This is a genomic window from Pseudocitrobacter vendiensis (assembly GCF_943590815.1).
In the GTDB taxonomy this organism is placed as follows: domain Bacteria; phylum Pseudomonadota; class Gammaproteobacteria; order Enterobacterales; family Enterobacteriaceae; genus Pseudocitrobacter; species Pseudocitrobacter vendiensis.
Window position 1 is genome coordinate 36,829 of sequence record NZ_CALSBS010000008.1, and the last position, 15,528, is coordinate 52,356.

The following is a 15,528-nucleotide window of genomic DNA, read 5'->3' on the forward strand; positions in this document are numbered from 1 at the left end:
TAGGGAGATTTGATGGCTTACTCAGTACAGAAGTCGCGCCTGGCAAAGGTTGCGGGTGTTTCACTTGTCCTGCTGCTTGCAGCGTGCAGTTCCGACTCGCGTTATAAGCGCCAGGTGAGCGGCGATGAATCCTATCTGGATGCCGCGCCGTTAAGTGAACTTCACGCGCCGGCTGGCATGATCCTGCCGGTTCAACGCGGTGATTATAACATTCCGGTTGCTAATGGTAGCGGCGCAGTAGGTAAAGCCCTGGACATCCGTCCGCCGGCACAGCCTCTGGCGCTGGTTTCTGGTGCGCGCACGCAGTTCACGGGCGATACCGCCACGCTACTGGTTGAAAGCGGCCGTAGCGGTAACCTGTGGCCGCAGGTAGTGAGCATCCTTCAGGGTAAAAACTACACCATCGATAAACGTGATGATGCCACCCAAACGTTAACCACCGATTGGGTCGAGTGGAACCGTCTCGATGAAGACCAGCAGTACCGTGGTCGTTATCAAGTCTCCGTAAAACCACAGGGCTACCAACAGGCCGTAGTGGTTAAACTGGTTAACCTGGAACAAGCGGGCAAACCGGTTGCCGATACTGCATCGCTGCAGCGCTACAGCGCCGAGATGCTGAACGTTATCTCCGCAGGTCTCGATCAGAACGCCACTGCCGCGCAGAATGCTTCTCAGAGCACGGCAGGGTCTTCCTTCGATGTGCAGAGCGCAGCGGATGACACGGGCCTGCCAATGCTGGTGGTACGTGGTCCGTTCAACCAGGTATGGCAACGTCTGCCTGGCGTGCTGGAAAAAGTGGGCATGAAAGTGACCGACAGTACCCGTTCTCAGGGCAGCATCAACGTGACCTACAAGCCGCTGTCTGACAGCAGCTGGCAGGAACTGGGCGCGACCGATCCGGGTCTGGTCTCCGGTGATTACAAACTGCAGGTCGGTGACCTCGATAACCGCAGCAGTCTGCAATTCATCGACCCGAAAGGTCATACCCTGACGCAGTCTCAGAACGACGCGCTGGTCGCCGTCTTCCAGGCCGCGTTTAGCAAGTAATATTCAGGGCTGGAGCAATCCGGCCCTTTTTTCTGATATGATACGCAAACGTGTGCGTCGGCAGAAAAGCGGCAAGTTTATCGTTAAATCTCACCAGGAGTAATAAAGATGCAAAAGCAAGCTGAGTTGTATCGTGGTAAAGCGAAAACCGTCTACAGTACGGAAAACCCGGATCTGTTGGTGCTCGAGTTCCGTAACGATACATCAGCAGGGGACGGTGCGCGCATTGAGCAGTTCGATCGTAAGGGCATGGTGAACAACAAGTTCAACCACTTCATTATGACCAAACTGGAAGAAGCGGGTATCCCGACCCAGATGGAACGTCTGCTCTCTGACACCGAATGTCTGGTGAAAAAACTGGATATGGTGCCGGTAGAGTGCGTGGTGCGTAACCGTGCGGCAGGCTCGCTGGTGAAACGTTTAGGGATCGAAGAAGGCATCGAGCTGAACCCACCGCTGTTCGACCTGTTCCTGAAAAATGATGCGATGCATGACCCGATGGTTAATGAATCTTACTGCGAAACCTTTGGTTGGGTGAGCAAAGAAAACCTCGCACGTATGCAAGAACTGACCTTCAAAGCCAACGATGTTCTGAAAAAAATGTTTGATGATGCGGGCCTGATTCTGGTCGATTTCAAACTGGAATTTGGTTTGTTCAAAGGTGAAGTCGTACTGGGTGATGAATTCTCACCGGACGGTAGCCGTCTGTGGGATAAGCAAACCATGGATAAAATGGATAAAGACCGTTTCCGCCAGAGTCTGGGCGGTCTGATTGAAGCTTACGAAGAAGTGGCACGTCGTCTGGGTGTTAACCTGGACTGAGTCTCCTGAGTCACTGCCTCACAGAGGGTGCCTGCACCCTCTGAATTTCCCCGTTATTTCCTGTGGTAATCCTTGTCTGAACCGCCTACGATCATAACTATAATTAATAGGATAGGTTCGAGGTAGATATGCGTTGGCAAGGTCGTCGCGAAAGCGACAATGTTGAAGACAGACGAAATGATTCCGGCTCGCCGATTTCAGGCGGCGGGCGAAACATTCGTATTCCCAGCGGGAAAGGCGGCATCATTCTGTTGATTGTCGTGGTTGTCGCGGGCTATTACGGCGTCGATCTCACGGGCTTTCTGACCGGAGAACCTGTATCACAGCAATCCTCCCAACAGCGGAGCGTTAGCCCTCAGGATGACGAAGCCGCCAAATTCACCTCGGTGATACTTGCGACCACCGAAGATACCTGGACCCAGCAGTTCGAAAAAATGGGTAAAACTTATCAGGTACCGAAACTGGTGATGTATCGCGGCGCGACGCGTACGGGTTGTGGCACGGGCCAGTCGGTCATGGGCCCATTCTATTGCCCGGCGGATACGACGGTGTATATCGATCTCTCTTTCTACGATGATATGAAGGAGAAACTGGGCGCGGATGGCGACTTTGCTCAGGGCTATGTGATTGCTCATGAAGTAGGGCACCACGTGCAGAAACTGCTGGGTATCGAGCCAAAAGTCCGCCAGATGCAGCAGAATGCGTCCGAATCACAAGTGAATCAACTCTCTGTGCGCATGGAACTGCAGGCGGACTGCTTTGCAGGCGTCTGGGGCCACGCGATGCAGCAGCAGGGCGTGCTGGAGCCGGGCGATCTGGAAGAAGCGCTTAACGCGGCGCAAGCGATTGGCGACGACCGTCTTCAGCAGCAGAGTCAGGGACGCGTCGTACCGGATAGCTTTACACATGGCACATCACAGCAGCGTTTTACCTGGCTGAAACGCGGCCTGGATAGTGGTGACCCGGCGCAGTGCAATACGTTTGGCAAAATGCTGTAAGTTAATGAATCGCCATCATGGATGAACTTTTCGCTCTCGCGCCGCGCATGGTGCAGGAAGGTGTACGCCGCTTGTTGGTTATCAGCGGCGAGTCACGCTGGGCTCAGCAGCAGGCGCAGGTTTTTCGTGACAGTTCTCATACGGACGTCGTGTGGGTGGGGCCCGAAGCGCAAGCAGAGCCGTACTGCGCGCCTGCAAAGCTGGTGACGCTGCTGGGGCGTGAGTTTCAGCACGCCATCTTTGATGCCCGCCAGGGTTTCGACGTGTCTGCTTTTGCCGCGCTCGCTGGCACGTTGCGCGCCGGAAGCTGGCTGTTGCTGCTGGTGCCGGAATGGGCGCGATGGCCTTATCAACCGGATACCGATTCCCTGCGCTGGAGCGACTCGCCAGAAGCGATTGCCACACCGCGCTTTGTGCACCATTTTTGCGATGTATTGCGCGAAAGCCCGGAAGCACTACTGTGGCGACAGGGGGATGCATTCCCGGAGGTCAATTTTCCCTCGCGCCCACACTGGCTGCGTGCCAGTGGTGAGCCGGATGCGGAACAAGCTGCGATCCTTAACGCGCTGGCGAATGATCCTGCGCGCGTTACCGCCATTACCGCCGAGCGTGGGCGTGGCAAATCGGCACTGGCGGGGATGCACATCCGCAGCCTGAAGGGGCGAGCCATCGTGACCGCGCCGACGCGGGCATCTGCTGACGTGATTGCTGCTTTTGCCGGCGAGCGTTTTCACTTTATGGCGCCGGACGCCCTGCTGGCTTCTACGGAAACCGCAGACTGGCTGGTGGTGGATGAAGCTGCCGCTATTCCTGCGCCATTGCTGGAACAACTGGCCTTACGATTCCCACATCTTTTACTTACCACCACCGTTCAGGGCTATGAAGGCACGGGACGGGGATTTCTGCTGAAATTCTGCGCACATTTCCCCGCGTTACGGCAATTTACGCTCAATACGCCCGTTCGCTGGGCTCAGGGCTGCCCGCTGGAAGCGGTGGTGAATGACCTGCTGATTTTCACTGACGATAGCTTTACCGTTTCCCCGTCCGGCCCATTAAGTTTCAGGGCGATAGAACAGGCGCAATGGTTGTCGCAACCTAAACTCCCCACGGCGATGTATCAGCTACTGTCCGGTGCGCACTATCGCACCTCACCGCTCGATCTCCGGCGGATGATGGATGCGCCGGGGCAACATTTTATCGCAGCCGACACGCCGAATGGCTTGGCAGGTGCGCTGTGGCTGGTGGATGAAGGCGGATTGAGCGCCGAATTAAGTCAGGCGGTATGGGCGGGTTTTCGTCGACCGCGCGGTAACCTGGTGGCGCAGTCGCTCGCCGCACACGGCGGTAGCCCGCTGGCGGCAACATTGATCGGTCGGCGCATTAGCCGGGTAGCTGTGCACCCTTTGCGCCAGCGCGAGGGTATCGGTTCTGCGCTCATCGCCCGTGCCTGTAAGCACGCCTCGGGGTGCGATTATCTCTCCGTTAGCTTTGGCTATACCGAAGCACTCTGGCAGTTCTGGCAACGCTGTGGCTTTACGTTGGTGCGCATCGGCACGCAGCGCGAAGCCAGCAGCGGCTGTTATGCGGCGATGGCGCTGTTCCCGCTCACCGATGCCGGAAAAGAGCTGACGAGGCATGAGCATTTACGTTTATGCCAGGAGTGGCGCTGGCTGCAAGGGTGGGTCGATGAGAAATTGACGCTGCCGCCGGGGCTGGAGTCTATGCTTAATGATGAAGCGTGGTGGGATCTGGCGGGGTTTGCGTTTGCTCATCGCCCGTTGCTGGCTACGCTGGGTAATCTGCATCTGTTGACTTCTCTCAGCCCGTTAGCATTAACGGCGCTGCGCCGCAGATTAGCGCGGGAAGATGAAGCTAAACTTTGCGCAACGCTGGGTCTTCATGGGCGTAAAGCGTTGCTTATCCGACAACGGGAAGAGGTCGCCCAGGCGATGTTTGGGTTTAATCACGCGCGAACTGAACAGCTTCGCGAACGGATAAAGCAGATGCAATTTTTTTAACTATCTCATTCAGTTAAATGGCATGGTCATTCTTTCCGGCCAGCGTAAACTGTGCGGTAACAAAGGAGATAGCCATGAAACACGATCATTTTGTCGTTCAAAGCCCCGCTAAACCCGCGCAACAGCTGCTGCTGTTGTTCCATGGCGTGGGTGATAACCCGGTGGCAATGGGGCAAATTGGCAGTTGGTTCGCGCCGCTGTTTCCTGATGCGCTCATTGTCAGCATCGGTGGCGCAGAGCCTTGTGGCCCGGCTCCGGCGCGTCAGTGGTTCTCTGTGCAGGGCGTGACCGAAGAGAATCGCCAGGCACGCGTTGATGCGATTATGCCAACCTTTATTGAAACCGTACGCTACTGGCAAAAGCAGAGCGGCGTCGGCCCGCTGGCAACCGCATTAATTGGTTTCTCGCAGGGCGCGATTATGTCGCTTGAGAGCGTTAAAGCGGAACCCAATCTGGCATCCCGCGTTATTGCCTTTAATGGCCGTTATGCGACGTTGCCAGAAACCGCATCGACAACCACGACGGTGTATTTGATTCACGGTGGTGAAGACCGGGTTATCGATCTTGCGCATGCTGTGGCGGGGCAGGAAGCTTTATTAGCAGCCGGCGGCGATGTGACGCTCGATATCGTAGACGATCTGGGGCACGCGATTGACGAACACAGTATGCAGTTTGCACTCGATCATCTGCGTTACACTATTCCGAAACATTACTTCGATGAAGCGTTAAGCGGCAGTACACCGAAGAATGACGATCTCATAGAGATGCTTTAAAACAAAATGGGCCGGATTTCCGGCCCGTTTATTATTACGGTTTTTTCGACTGATCGTGCTTCGGCCAATCGTCGTCTTCGTCCCACTTCGCGTTGTTGTCGCGATGCGGAGGAAGCTCCGGCTTATTGGCGAGGAATTTTTTGTGATCGACGCGGTTGAGATCTTTAATCACGTTGATCATTACGCCAACCAGAAACACCAGTACCAGAACCCACCAGTATTTTGACAGCCAGTCCATGTGCGTTACCTCTTAAATGTGTTGTCAGGCGACAAGCTGTTCCATAATGCGCTGATACATCCGCGCCAGCAGTTGCAAATCGGCAGCGTTCACACATTCATTAATTTTATGAATAGTGGCGTTGACTGGACCCAGTTCCACCACCTGTGCGCCCATTCTGGCGATAAATCGACCATCCGATGTGCCGCCCGTCGTCAACAGTTGCGGTTTAATTTCATTATAGTGCGCAATGGCGTTGACCACCGCATCGACCAGTTTACCGCGTTCAGTCAGGAACGGCTGCCCGGAAATCCACCACTCAACGCTGTAGCGCAACTGATGTTTTTCCAGCAGCGCAATCACGCGCGCCTTAATCATTTCGTCGGTCAGTTCGGTGCTGAAACGGAAGTTAAACTGCACGAACAGATCGCCCGGAATCACGTTATTGCTACCGGTACCCGCCTGAATATTCGCTACCTGCATGCTGGTTGGCGGGAAGAATTCGTTACCCTGATCCCACTCAATTGCCACCAGCTCGTTGAGCCACGGTGCGGCGCGGTGAACCGGGTTATCGGCCAGGTGCGGATAGGCCACATGGCCCTGAACACCGTGGATCGTCAGGTTACAGGTCATCGAGCCGCGACGGCCATTTTTCACGACATCGCCCACCACTTCGGTGCTCGACGGTTCGCCCACCAGGCAGTAATCCAGACGCTCGTTGCGTGCCATTAACGCGTCAACGACTTTCACCGTGCCATTTGTCGCGCTGGCTTCTTCATCGGAGGTGATGAGAAATGCCAGTCGCCCCTGATGATGCGGATGCTGCGCGACAAATCTCTCGGCGGCGACCACCATGGCGGCCAGCGAACCTTTCATATCTGCCGCACCGCGGCCAAACAACATGCCGTCGCGTATGGTGGGTTCAAAGGGGGGGTTGATCCAGCGATCGGCATCGCCGGAAGGTACGACATCCGTATGACCGGCAAAAGCCAGCGTCTCTCCCTGACCGCGCCACGCCCAGAAATTCTGCGTATCGCCAAAATCCATATGTTCGATGGTAAAACCCGCTGCGCGCAGGCGTTCAATCATTAGCGCCTGGCAGCCCGCATCATCGGGGCTAAGGGAAGGGCGGCGAATAAGCTGCTGAGCCAGCTCAATGACCGGGCAAGACATAGACTACACCTCATTGATTAACTGCTGATGTTTGCGTGTTTTCTTCATCGGTACGACGTCAGTTCGCTTGCTTCGCACCGAGTGTGCTGTTGCTGACAGGCGGTTTATTGACCGGCTGCCGGGGCGATGTCGGCAAGCCACTGGCTGTAACGTTCATCACTAAAACCCAGCAGCATAGGCTGTGCGGGCGCGCAGAGCAATGGGCGTTTGATGATTGCTGGCATTTCGAGCATTATCGCCGCGGCGCTATCCGCGTTATTGACACCGGCGCGAACGGATTCATCCAGTTTGCGCCAGGTGGTGCCACGCGTATTGAGCAGCGCCTCCCAACCCAGTTCATTTATAAAGGTGGCTAATAATTCTGCCGTTAATCCATCGGCGCGATAATCATGAAAGCGATAGGTGACCTGGTGTTCATCCAGCCAGCGACGGGCTTTTTTTATGGTGTCACAATTTTTTATTCCATAAAGGGTGATCATGTATTGGCATCCTTATTTTTATCAATTAGCAGGTGTAATGAGAGAACAAATATACACGGAATACTCTTAGCAATCCGTATTATCAATTAATTCAGCGTGATTTCCAAAGGCTGATGAATAAAATTTCACTGGAGATGCATACTATTTCTGCCGAAAGCAGGAAAGGTAAGTTATTGGCTGGAAAGATGAACGCAACAATGCAGGCTTCTGGCGAGCAGGAATCACGCCCCGGCGCTACCATTATGGCCGTTATAACAGTTTCTGACGTCTGTTTTTCTCCATTAAATGCGGTGTGGGTGAACTATTTCAAAATGTTGCTGTGCATCACATAATTTTATATTCAGCGGGCCCATAGTTACCGCAAGAAGTGAAAGCAGTCCTGGAGGCAACAATCATAGCAATAGGGTAAACGATCTTCACAGGCCATAAAATTCCACGTAAGATAAGCATAATAATAAGAGAGGCTGTTATGATTGAACGTGAACTGGGGAACTGGAAAGACTTTATCGAAGTTATGCTTCGTAAATGATTCCAGCATTGTGAGTTAAGGGCGCGCTGTTCTTCTTCTCATTATATGTACGGACGTACAAATAAAAAGGCGACTGACCAGTCGCCTTTTTTGTTGGCTGCGATTAGAGGTTACTCGGGCTTCTCTTTCAACGGGAAACGACGGCGTACCAGTACAAAGAACAGCGGTACGAAGAAGATAGCGAGCACCGTTGCGGAAATCATCCCGCCCATCACGCCGGTACCCACGGCGTGCTGTCCGCCAGAGCCTGCGCCGGTGCTGGTAGCCATTGGCAGTACACCGAAGATGAATGCCAGCGATGTCATCAGAATCGGGCGCAGACGCTGACGGCAGGCATCCAGCGTTGCCTGAAGCAGGTCTTCCCCTTCCTGATTTCGCTCGTTAGCAAATTCGACAATCAGTATGGCGTTCTTCGCCGATAGCCCAATCACGGTCAACAGCCCCACCTGGAAATAGACGTCGTTCTCCAGCCCGCGCATCCAGGTTGCCAGTAATGCGCCGATAACCCCCAGCGGAACCACCAGCATCACCGAGAACGGCACCGACCAGCTCTCATACAGTGCGGCCAGACAGAGGAACACCACCAGCAATGAGATAGCATAAAGCGCCGGAGCCTGCGCGCCGGAAAGCCGTTCCTGATAGGACATCGCCGTCCATTCGAGGCCAAAACCCGCCGGAAGCTGGCGCACCAGATTTTCCATGATATCCATTGCCGTCCCGGTACTGACGCCCGGCGCGGCTTCACCGACAATCTCCAGCGCCGAATAACCGTTGTAACGCTCCAGACGCGGTGAACCGGTTTCCCAGCGCGAGGTCGCAAAGGCGGAGAACGGCACCATCTGACCGGACTGGTTACGCACATACCACAGGTTGATATCTTCCGGCAGCATGCGATATTTCGCCGCCGACTGAACGTACACTTTCTTCACGCGGCCGCGATCCATAAAGTCGTTCACATAGCTTGAGCCCCACGCGGTTTGCAGGGTGTCGTTGATATCATCAATCGACACGCCAAGCGCCTGCGCTTTACGCTGGTCGATATCAACCTGCAACTGCGGGCTATCATCAAGGCCGTTGTGGCGCACGCGCGTCAGATCCAGATTTTTGGCCGCCATTTCCAGCAACTGGTCACGCGCTGACATTAGCGCATCGTGGCCGGCTCCGGCGTGGTCCTGAAGCTCCATATCAAACCCGGCGGAACTGCCCAGGCCGCTAATGGCTGGCGGGCTGCTGGCAAAAATGCGGGCTTCATTGATCTTGTTAAACGCTTTGGTCGCACGCTCAATAATGGCGAAGGAGGTACCGGTTTTGGCGTCGCGATCGTCCCAGTCCTTCAGGCGCACAAACATACGCGCCACGTTTTGCCCGTTACCGCCAGGGCCGGAACCGATGGTGGCGAAAATCGAGGTGACGTTATCTTTCTCGTTGGCGAAAAAGTAATCTTCAACTTTCTGCACCACTTTCAGCGTTTGCTGCTGGGTTGCGCCGCTGGGCAACTGCACAGAGGTGGTGAACATGCCACGATCTTCCTGTGGCAGGAAGGAGGTCGGCAGACGCAGGAACAGGAACACCATGCCGCCCAGCAGCAGAACGTAAATCACTATCCAGCGCAGGCTACGATGCAGAATTTTAGCCACGCCCGATTCATAACGACGCGAGCTGGTATCAAAGACGCGGTTAAACCAGCCAAAGAAACCTTTCTTCGTATGCTGAGATTCCCCTTTATGAATGGGCTTCAACAACGTTGCGCACAGGGCAGGGGTGAGGATCATCGCCACCAGCACTGAAAGCACCATCGCCGCGACAATCGTAATCGAGAACTGACGGTAGATGGCCCCCGTGGTGCCGCCGAAAAACGCCATCGGGATGAATACCGCCGAGAGCACCATCGCAATGCCCACCAGCGCGCCCTGAATTTGCCCCATCGATTTACGTGTTGCCTGCCGGGGCGTCAGCCCCTCTTCACTCATGATGCGTTCGACGTTCTCGACCACCACAATGGCATCATCCACCAGCAGGCCAATTGCCAGCACCATCGCGAACATGGTGAGGGTGTTGATACTGTAGCCGAAGGCGTAGAGGGTGGCGAAGGTCCCCATTAACACCACCGGAACGGCGATGGTTGGGATAAGCGTCGCACGGAAGTTTTGCAGGAACAGGTACATCACCAGGAACACCAGCAGAATGGCTTCCAGCAGGGTTTTTACCACATCAGTGATGGAGGCTTTAACGAACGAGGTCGTTTCATAAGCGACTTTGTATTCCAGCCCGCGCGGAAAATAGTCTTTAAGTTCATCCAGACGCGCGATAACCCGCTCCGCGGTTGCCATTTCGTTGGCGCCTGACGCGAGTTTCACCCCGAGGCCCGAGGCGGCATTGCGGTTAAAGCGGCTCAGATAATCATATTTTTCCGCACCCATTTCGACTTCAGCCACATCGCCAAGCGTGACGAAGGAACCGTCCTGGTTAACGCGCAGCGTGATATCGCGGAACTGCTGCGGCGTTTGCAACAGCGACTGCGCGTTTATGGTGGCGTTCAGCGCCTGCTTATCCACAGAAGGCGTTCCCCCCAACTGACCGACGGCGACCTGAGCGTTTTGTGAGGATATCGCGTCGGTAACGTCTTTGGTGGTGAGCTGGAAACTATTGAGTTTGGCGGGGTCCAGCCAGATACGCATGGAGTATTGCGAACCGTAGGCATCAATATCGCCCACGCCGTTCACGCGGCTGAGTGGCTCCTGAATATTACTGGCGACGTAGTCAGCAATATCCTGTTTATCCATGCTGCCGTCAGTGGAGACAAAAGCGATGGTCAAAATGTTGGTATCACCGGTTTTACGTACCGTGACGCCCTGAGTTTGCACCGCCTGCGGCAGTTTACGCAGCGCCGATTGCAGCTGGTTTTGCACCTGCTGGACGGCTTCATCAGGATCGGTACCTGCAAGGAAGCTGAGCGTCACGCTCGCTTGTCCGGTCGCGCTACTTTGTGATGACATGTACATCAGGTTATCAAGGCCGGTCATGTTCTGCTCGATAACCTGGGTGACGGTATTCTCCAGCGTTTGCGCGGACGCCCCTGGATAGTTCGCGGTGATGCGCACGTTCGGCGGCGCAAGATCGGGATATTGTTCAACCGGCAATGAAAAAATAGCCAGGGTTCCCGTCAGACATAACAGGATTGCCAGCACCCAGGCAAAAATGGGGCGATCGATGAAGAAATTCGCCATCAGAAAGAGACCTCGTTATACGTATTTTTAGTGATGCCAATGCTCCGAACACTCTAGCCGCAAGGCTTCCGGCAATCGTGGAGAAATTAAGGAGATAGTGTAAATTATCATGCCGCTTTTCTGCATAGACAGGCATTTCGTCAAGATTATTACGGTCACGTTACAAGAAGTTTTCAGCGGGGATCTTGCCATTAACTGAATGAAACGTAATTTCATTTAAGATGAAATTTTTTGATCTGCCACAGCATAGTGCTAAATAGTCATCATTCCTGGGCAAATGGACATTGCCTGTTGCATAGCTCCTCGGCTAATAAATAGACCTTATAAATATAAAGCTTATATAACCCGGACAGAGGGATGCTATGAACCGTTTTATTATGGCTGACAGCCAAAAATGCATTGGCTGTCGGGCATGTGAAGTTGCCTGCGTAATGTCGCATAACTATGAACAGCATGTCTTAACGCCTGCGCGTTTTCAACCGCGTATCACCGTCTTCAGAAACCAGACGCAGCGCAGCGCGGTCACCTGCCGCCACTGTGAAGATGCGCCGTGCGCACGAAGCTGCCCGAATGGCGCTATCAGTCAACGCGATGATGCAATCCTGGTTGACCAAAGCAAATGTATCGGCTGTAAATCCTGCGCCGTCGCGTGCCCGTTTGGCACCATGCAGATTGTCCTGACGCCCGCCGCCGATGGGCGGGTAAAGGCCAATGCGCAGAAATGTGACCTTTGCGACGGTCGTGATGGCGGCCCGGCCTGCGTGGAAAACTGCCCGGCGGATGCGCTGGCGCTGGTGAGCCCGCAGCGTCTGGCTGACATGTCGAAAAATCGCCGCATGCAGGCAGCCTGTCGCGATGCCCAGCCGTGGCACAGCGAAAGCACAGACCAGCAATCCATCATGCTCAGTAAACGTCAGCAGATGGCGCAAACGCCTGTGCGTGGTGAAGCCGACAAACTGGCGATTGACGCGCGAAAAACCGGTTTTGCGGAAATCTACTTGCCGCTCAGTGAAGATCAGGCGCAGCAGGCTTCTTCCCGCTGCCTGACCTGCGGCGAGCACAGTATTTGCGAATGGACCTGCCCGCTGCACAACCATATTCCACAGTGGATCGAGCGGGTGAAAGCCGGGGACATTGACGCGGCGGTGGCGCTGTCGCATCAGACTAACCCACTGCCGGAGATTACCGGACGCGTCTGTCCGCAGGACCGTCTCTGCGAAGGCGCCTGCACCGTGCGTGACGAACACGGCGCAGTCACCATTGGCAACCTTGAGCGCTACATTACCGACCAGGCGCTGGCGAAGGGCTGGCGGCCTGAAGTGGGCCCGGTAGCGGCAAGTGGTAAACGCGTGGCGATTATCGGTGCGGGCCCGGCAGGTCTGGCCTGTGCCGATGTACTGGTGCGTCAGGGCGTGGAGCCTGTGGTGTTTGACCGCCACCCGGAAATCGGCGGCCTGCTGACCTTCGGCATTCCTTCTTTCAAGCTGGATAAATCGCTGCTGGCGCGACGCCGTGAAATCTTTACCGCGATGGGCATTCGCTTTGAGCTGAACTGCGAAATCGGGAAAGACGTGATGATGAATGACCTACTGGAAGAGTTCGATGCGGTCTTTGTCGGCGTGGGCACCTACCGCTCGATGAAAGCCAATTTAGCCAACGAAGATGCGCCTGGCGTGTATGACGCACTGCCTTTCCTGATCGCCAACACCAAAAATGTGATGGGGCTAAACGAACTGCCAAACGAGCCTTTCATCAACACCGCCGGGTTAAATGTTGTGGTGCTGGGCGGCGGCGATACGGCGATGGACTGTGTGCGCACCGCGTTGCGTCATGGTGCCGCCAGGGTAACCTGCGCTTATCGGCGTGATGAAGCCAACATGCCGGGCTCCAGGAAAGAAGTGAAAAACGCGCGGGAAGAGGGAGCGGAGTTTGAATTCAACGTCCAGCCGTTGACGCTCGAACTGGATAACGCAGGCAAGGTGAACGGGATTCGGTTCATCCGCACCGCGATGGGTGAGCCCGACAGCCAGGGGCGCCGACGCCCCGTACCAATTGAGGGCAGCGAGTTTGTTATGCCTGCCGATGCGGTCATTATGGCGTTTGGTTTCCATCCGCACAGCATGCCGTGGCTGAGCGCCCAGGGCGTCGAGGTGGATGACTGGGGGCGCATTCGCGCGAATGTTGAAAGCCGCTATCGTTATCAGACGACGAATCCGAAAGTGTTTGCCGGTGGTGATGCGGTGCGCGGAGCCGATCTGGTGGTGACCGCGATGGCAGAGGGTCGTCATGCCGCCCAGGGTATTATCGACTGGTTAGGTGTGAAAACGCACGGCGTACATTAACGACAAAACGGGCGCCACGGCGTAGTATGGTTCGCTTCGAATCGCGTTGTGGAGCCCGTATGTCATTTAAGATTGAACTGATTAAAGATAAAGTCCTCTCCGATAACTACTTTATTCTGCGCAATATTACCTACGATTTAACCCGCAAAAATGGCGACGTTATCCGGCATAAGCGCGAAGTTTATGACCGGGGTAACGGTGCCACCATTCTGCTCTACAACCTGCGAAAAAAAAGTGTGGTACTGGTTCGCCAGTTCCGCGTCGCCACCTGGGTTAACGGCAACGCTGACGGGCGATTAATCGAAACCTGCGCGGGTCTGCTGGATAATGACGAGCCGGAAGTGTGCATTCGCAAAGAGGCGATAGAAGAAACCGGCTATCAGGTTGGCGAGGTGCGCAGAGTGTTCCAGCTCTATATGTCACCAGGCGGCGTCACGGAAATCGTGCATTTATTTATTGGCGAGTACGACGATAACCAGAGAAAGACTATGGGTGGTGGCGTCGACGATGAAGACATTGAAGTGCTGGAAATCCCGTTCACCGAGGCGCTGGCGATGATGGCGCGCGGTGAAATCTGCGACGGTAAGACGGTGATCTTGCTACAGTATTTGCAGTCTTCTGGTTTAATGAATTGATTTTACTAAAGAAATAATTATGTATTTTATATGAATCAATCCGACAAATCCGATTGAGCGCAGCGCTCATGGCGTTGAAGATACCCCGGTAAACTGATGTTTTTTTCTTCTGGGGTTGTACCGTTCATGCGTTACCGCGTTCTTCTCTTATTGTTTTTGGGGCTGCTCCCAACGTCTCTGACGTGGGCGTCTCCTGTCCAGCAGGTTTTTTCCGACTGGCTGGTTACCTGCAATAATCAGAATTTCTGCGTCACGCGTAACGTGGGGTTGCATCACGGTCTGGTGATGACCCTCAGCCGCAGTGCGGGCGCGCATATGGACGCTGCGCTGCGTGTTGAACTGGGCGGACTGGTCAATCCGGTCGCCGCCGTACCACCGATTGCGCCGCGACTGCTGCTGGATGATAAACCGCTTCAGCGTGGGGAAGAGCACTGGAAGGTTCAGCCAAAGCTTCTTGCCACGGAAGACAGCGCGACGATAAATGCGTTTTTGCAACAGGTACAGGATGCGCAAGCGATAACCCTGCAAAAAGGGGTCCAGGTGATTTCTCTGAAAGGGCTAAAAGCCGCGCTGCTGTTTATCGATTCGCAGCAAAAACGGGTTGGCAGCGAAACGGCGTGGGTGAGAAAGGGCGACGAACCGCCGCTGAGCGTACCCCCTGCGCCAGCGCTGAAAACCGTCGCCAAAGTCAACCCGACGCCGACCCCGCTCAACCGCGATGAATATAACGATCTGCTCGATTATGGCACCTGGCGGATGAACAATACCCAGTGCTCGCTGGATCCGTTGCGCCGTGAAGTGTGGGTCACCGCACTCACCGATGATAAAGCGCTGATGATGATCAGTTGTGAATCTGGCGCCTATAACACAATTTACCGTGCCTGGCTGGTGTCGCGTAAAAAGCCTCATGCCTCGCATCCGGTGCGCTTGCGTCTGCCGTTCCTGCCTTCCGGGCAGGACAATCGTGACGTCGAGTTGATGAACCTGACCTTTAATGAAAATACGCGCGAGCTTATCACCCTTGAGAAAGGGCGCGGACTGGGCGACTGCGGCGTGCAAACCCGCTGGCGCTACGATGGGCAGCGTTTCCGTTTAGTGCGCTATGCGGGGCAGCCGGAGTGCGATAACTGGCAGGGTGCCGATGCGTGGCCTACCCAGTGGATCACCGGGTAGGTGTGGTGCGGAGAATTGCCGGATGCGGCTGCGCCTTATCCGGCCTACAAAACAGCCGCTCGTAATAACATTCGCTCGTAGGCCCGATAAGCGCA

Annotated in this window: 14 protein-coding genes; 10 read left to right on the forward strand and 4 right to left on the reverse strand. The window is 55.0% G+C overall.

What is annotated here, in order from left to right:
* The first annotated feature begins 12 nt into the window (after positions 1-12).
* The 5 genes from bamC to ypfH all read left to right on the forward strand — a co-directional run bounded on the left by bamC (position 13) and on the right by ypfH (position 5,658).
* Complete coding sequence (gene bamC, locus NMC31_RS10625; protein ID WP_149461868.1) at positions 13-1,047, forward strand: outer membrane protein assembly factor BamC; 1,035 nt, start codon at positions 13-15, stop codon at positions 1,045-1,047.
* A 108-nt stretch (positions 1,048-1,155) separates the two neighbouring features.
* On the forward strand, positions 1,156-1,869 hold the full coding sequence (gene purC / locus NMC31_RS10630) for a phosphoribosylaminoimidazolesuccinocarboxamide synthase (protein WP_149461869.1): 714 nt from the start codon (positions 1,156-1,158) through the stop codon (positions 1,867-1,869).
* A 128-nt stretch (positions 1,870-1,997) separates the two neighbouring features.
* Entirely contained in the window at positions 1,998-2,867 is an 870-nt protein-coding gene (gene ypfJ, locus NMC31_RS10635; RefSeq protein WP_149461870.1) for a KPN_02809 family neutral zinc metallopeptidase, read from the forward strand.
* Between the two features lie 8 nt (positions 2,868-2,875).
* Entirely contained in the window at positions 2,876-4,885 is a 2,010-nt protein-coding gene (locus NMC31_RS10640) for a tRNA(Met) cytidine acetyltransferase TmcA (RefSeq protein WP_436650113.1), read from the forward strand.
* Between the two features lie 74 nt (positions 4,886-4,959).
* Positions 4,960-5,658, forward strand: coding sequence for an esterase (gene ypfH / locus NMC31_RS10645; protein ID WP_253897892.1), 699 nt, complete (start codon positions 4,960-4,962; stop codon positions 5,656-5,658).
* A gap of 34 nt (positions 5,659-5,692) precedes the next feature.
* Here the strand turns inward: ypfH and NMC31_RS10650 are convergent, their stop codons facing one another.
* The 3 genes from NMC31_RS10650 to NMC31_RS10660 all read right to left on the reverse strand — a co-directional run bounded on the left by NMC31_RS10650 (position 5,693) and on the right by NMC31_RS10660 (position 7,527).
* Positions 5,693-5,896, reverse strand: coding sequence for a YpfN family protein (locus NMC31_RS10650; protein ID WP_108473434.1), 204 nt, complete (start codon positions 5,894-5,896; stop codon positions 5,693-5,695).
* A 24-nt stretch (positions 5,897-5,920) separates the two neighbouring features.
* The gene (dapE, locus tag NMC31_RS10655; RefSeq protein ID WP_253897893.1) at positions 5,921-7,048 is read right to left on the reverse strand and encodes a succinyl-diaminopimelate desuccinylase; all 1,128 of its coding nucleotides are present in this window, start codon (positions 7,046-7,048) and stop codon (positions 5,921-5,923) included.
* Positions 7,049-7,152: 104 nt separating this feature from the next.
* On the reverse strand, positions 7,153-7,527 hold the full coding sequence (locus NMC31_RS10660; protein WP_149461874.1) for an ArsC family reductase: 375 nt from the start codon (positions 7,525-7,527) through the stop codon (positions 7,153-7,155).
* Between the two features lie 113 nt (positions 7,528-7,640).
* Between NMC31_RS10660 and NMC31_RS10665 the strand changes: the two genes are divergently transcribed.
* Together NMC31_RS10665 and ypfM are read left to right on the forward strand one after the other, a co-directional pair.
* Positions 7,641-7,859, forward strand: a complete 219-nt coding sequence (locus NMC31_RS10665; protein WP_253897894.1) for a hypothetical protein — start codon at positions 7,641-7,643, stop codon at positions 7,857-7,859.
* Between the two features lie 137 nt (positions 7,860-7,996).
* Positions 7,997-8,056, forward strand: coding sequence for a protein YpfM (gene ypfM / locus NMC31_RS10670; RefSeq protein WP_001386977.1), 60 nt, complete (start codon positions 7,997-7,999; stop codon positions 8,054-8,056).
* Between the two features lie 110 nt (positions 8,057-8,166).
* Here ypfM and acrD read toward each other — a convergent pair whose 3' ends face one another.
* Positions 8,167-11,283, reverse strand: coding sequence for a multidrug efflux RND transporter permease AcrD (gene acrD / locus NMC31_RS10675; RefSeq protein WP_253897895.1), 3,117 nt, complete (start codon positions 11,281-11,283; stop codon positions 8,167-8,169).
* A 362-nt stretch (positions 11,284-11,645) separates the two neighbouring features.
* Between acrD and aegA the strand changes: the two genes are divergently transcribed.
* From aegA to NMC31_RS10690, 3 genes are all read left to right on the forward strand, one after another.
* Positions 11,646-13,625, forward strand: coding sequence for a formate-dependent uric acid utilization protein AegA (gene aegA / locus NMC31_RS10680; protein WP_253897896.1), 1,980 nt, complete (start codon positions 11,646-11,648; stop codon positions 13,623-13,625).
* A gap of 59 nt (positions 13,626-13,684) precedes the next feature.
* Positions 13,685-14,260, forward strand: a complete 576-nt coding sequence (gene nudK / locus NMC31_RS10685) for a GDP-mannose pyrophosphatase NudK (protein WP_253897897.1) — start codon at positions 13,685-13,687, stop codon at positions 14,258-14,260.
* Positions 14,261-14,386: 126 nt separating this feature from the next.
* Entirely contained in the window at positions 14,387-15,433 is a 1,047-nt protein-coding gene (locus tag NMC31_RS10690) for a DUF1176 domain-containing protein (protein WP_253897985.1), read from the forward strand.
* Positions 15,434-15,528 lie beyond the last annotated feature (95 nt).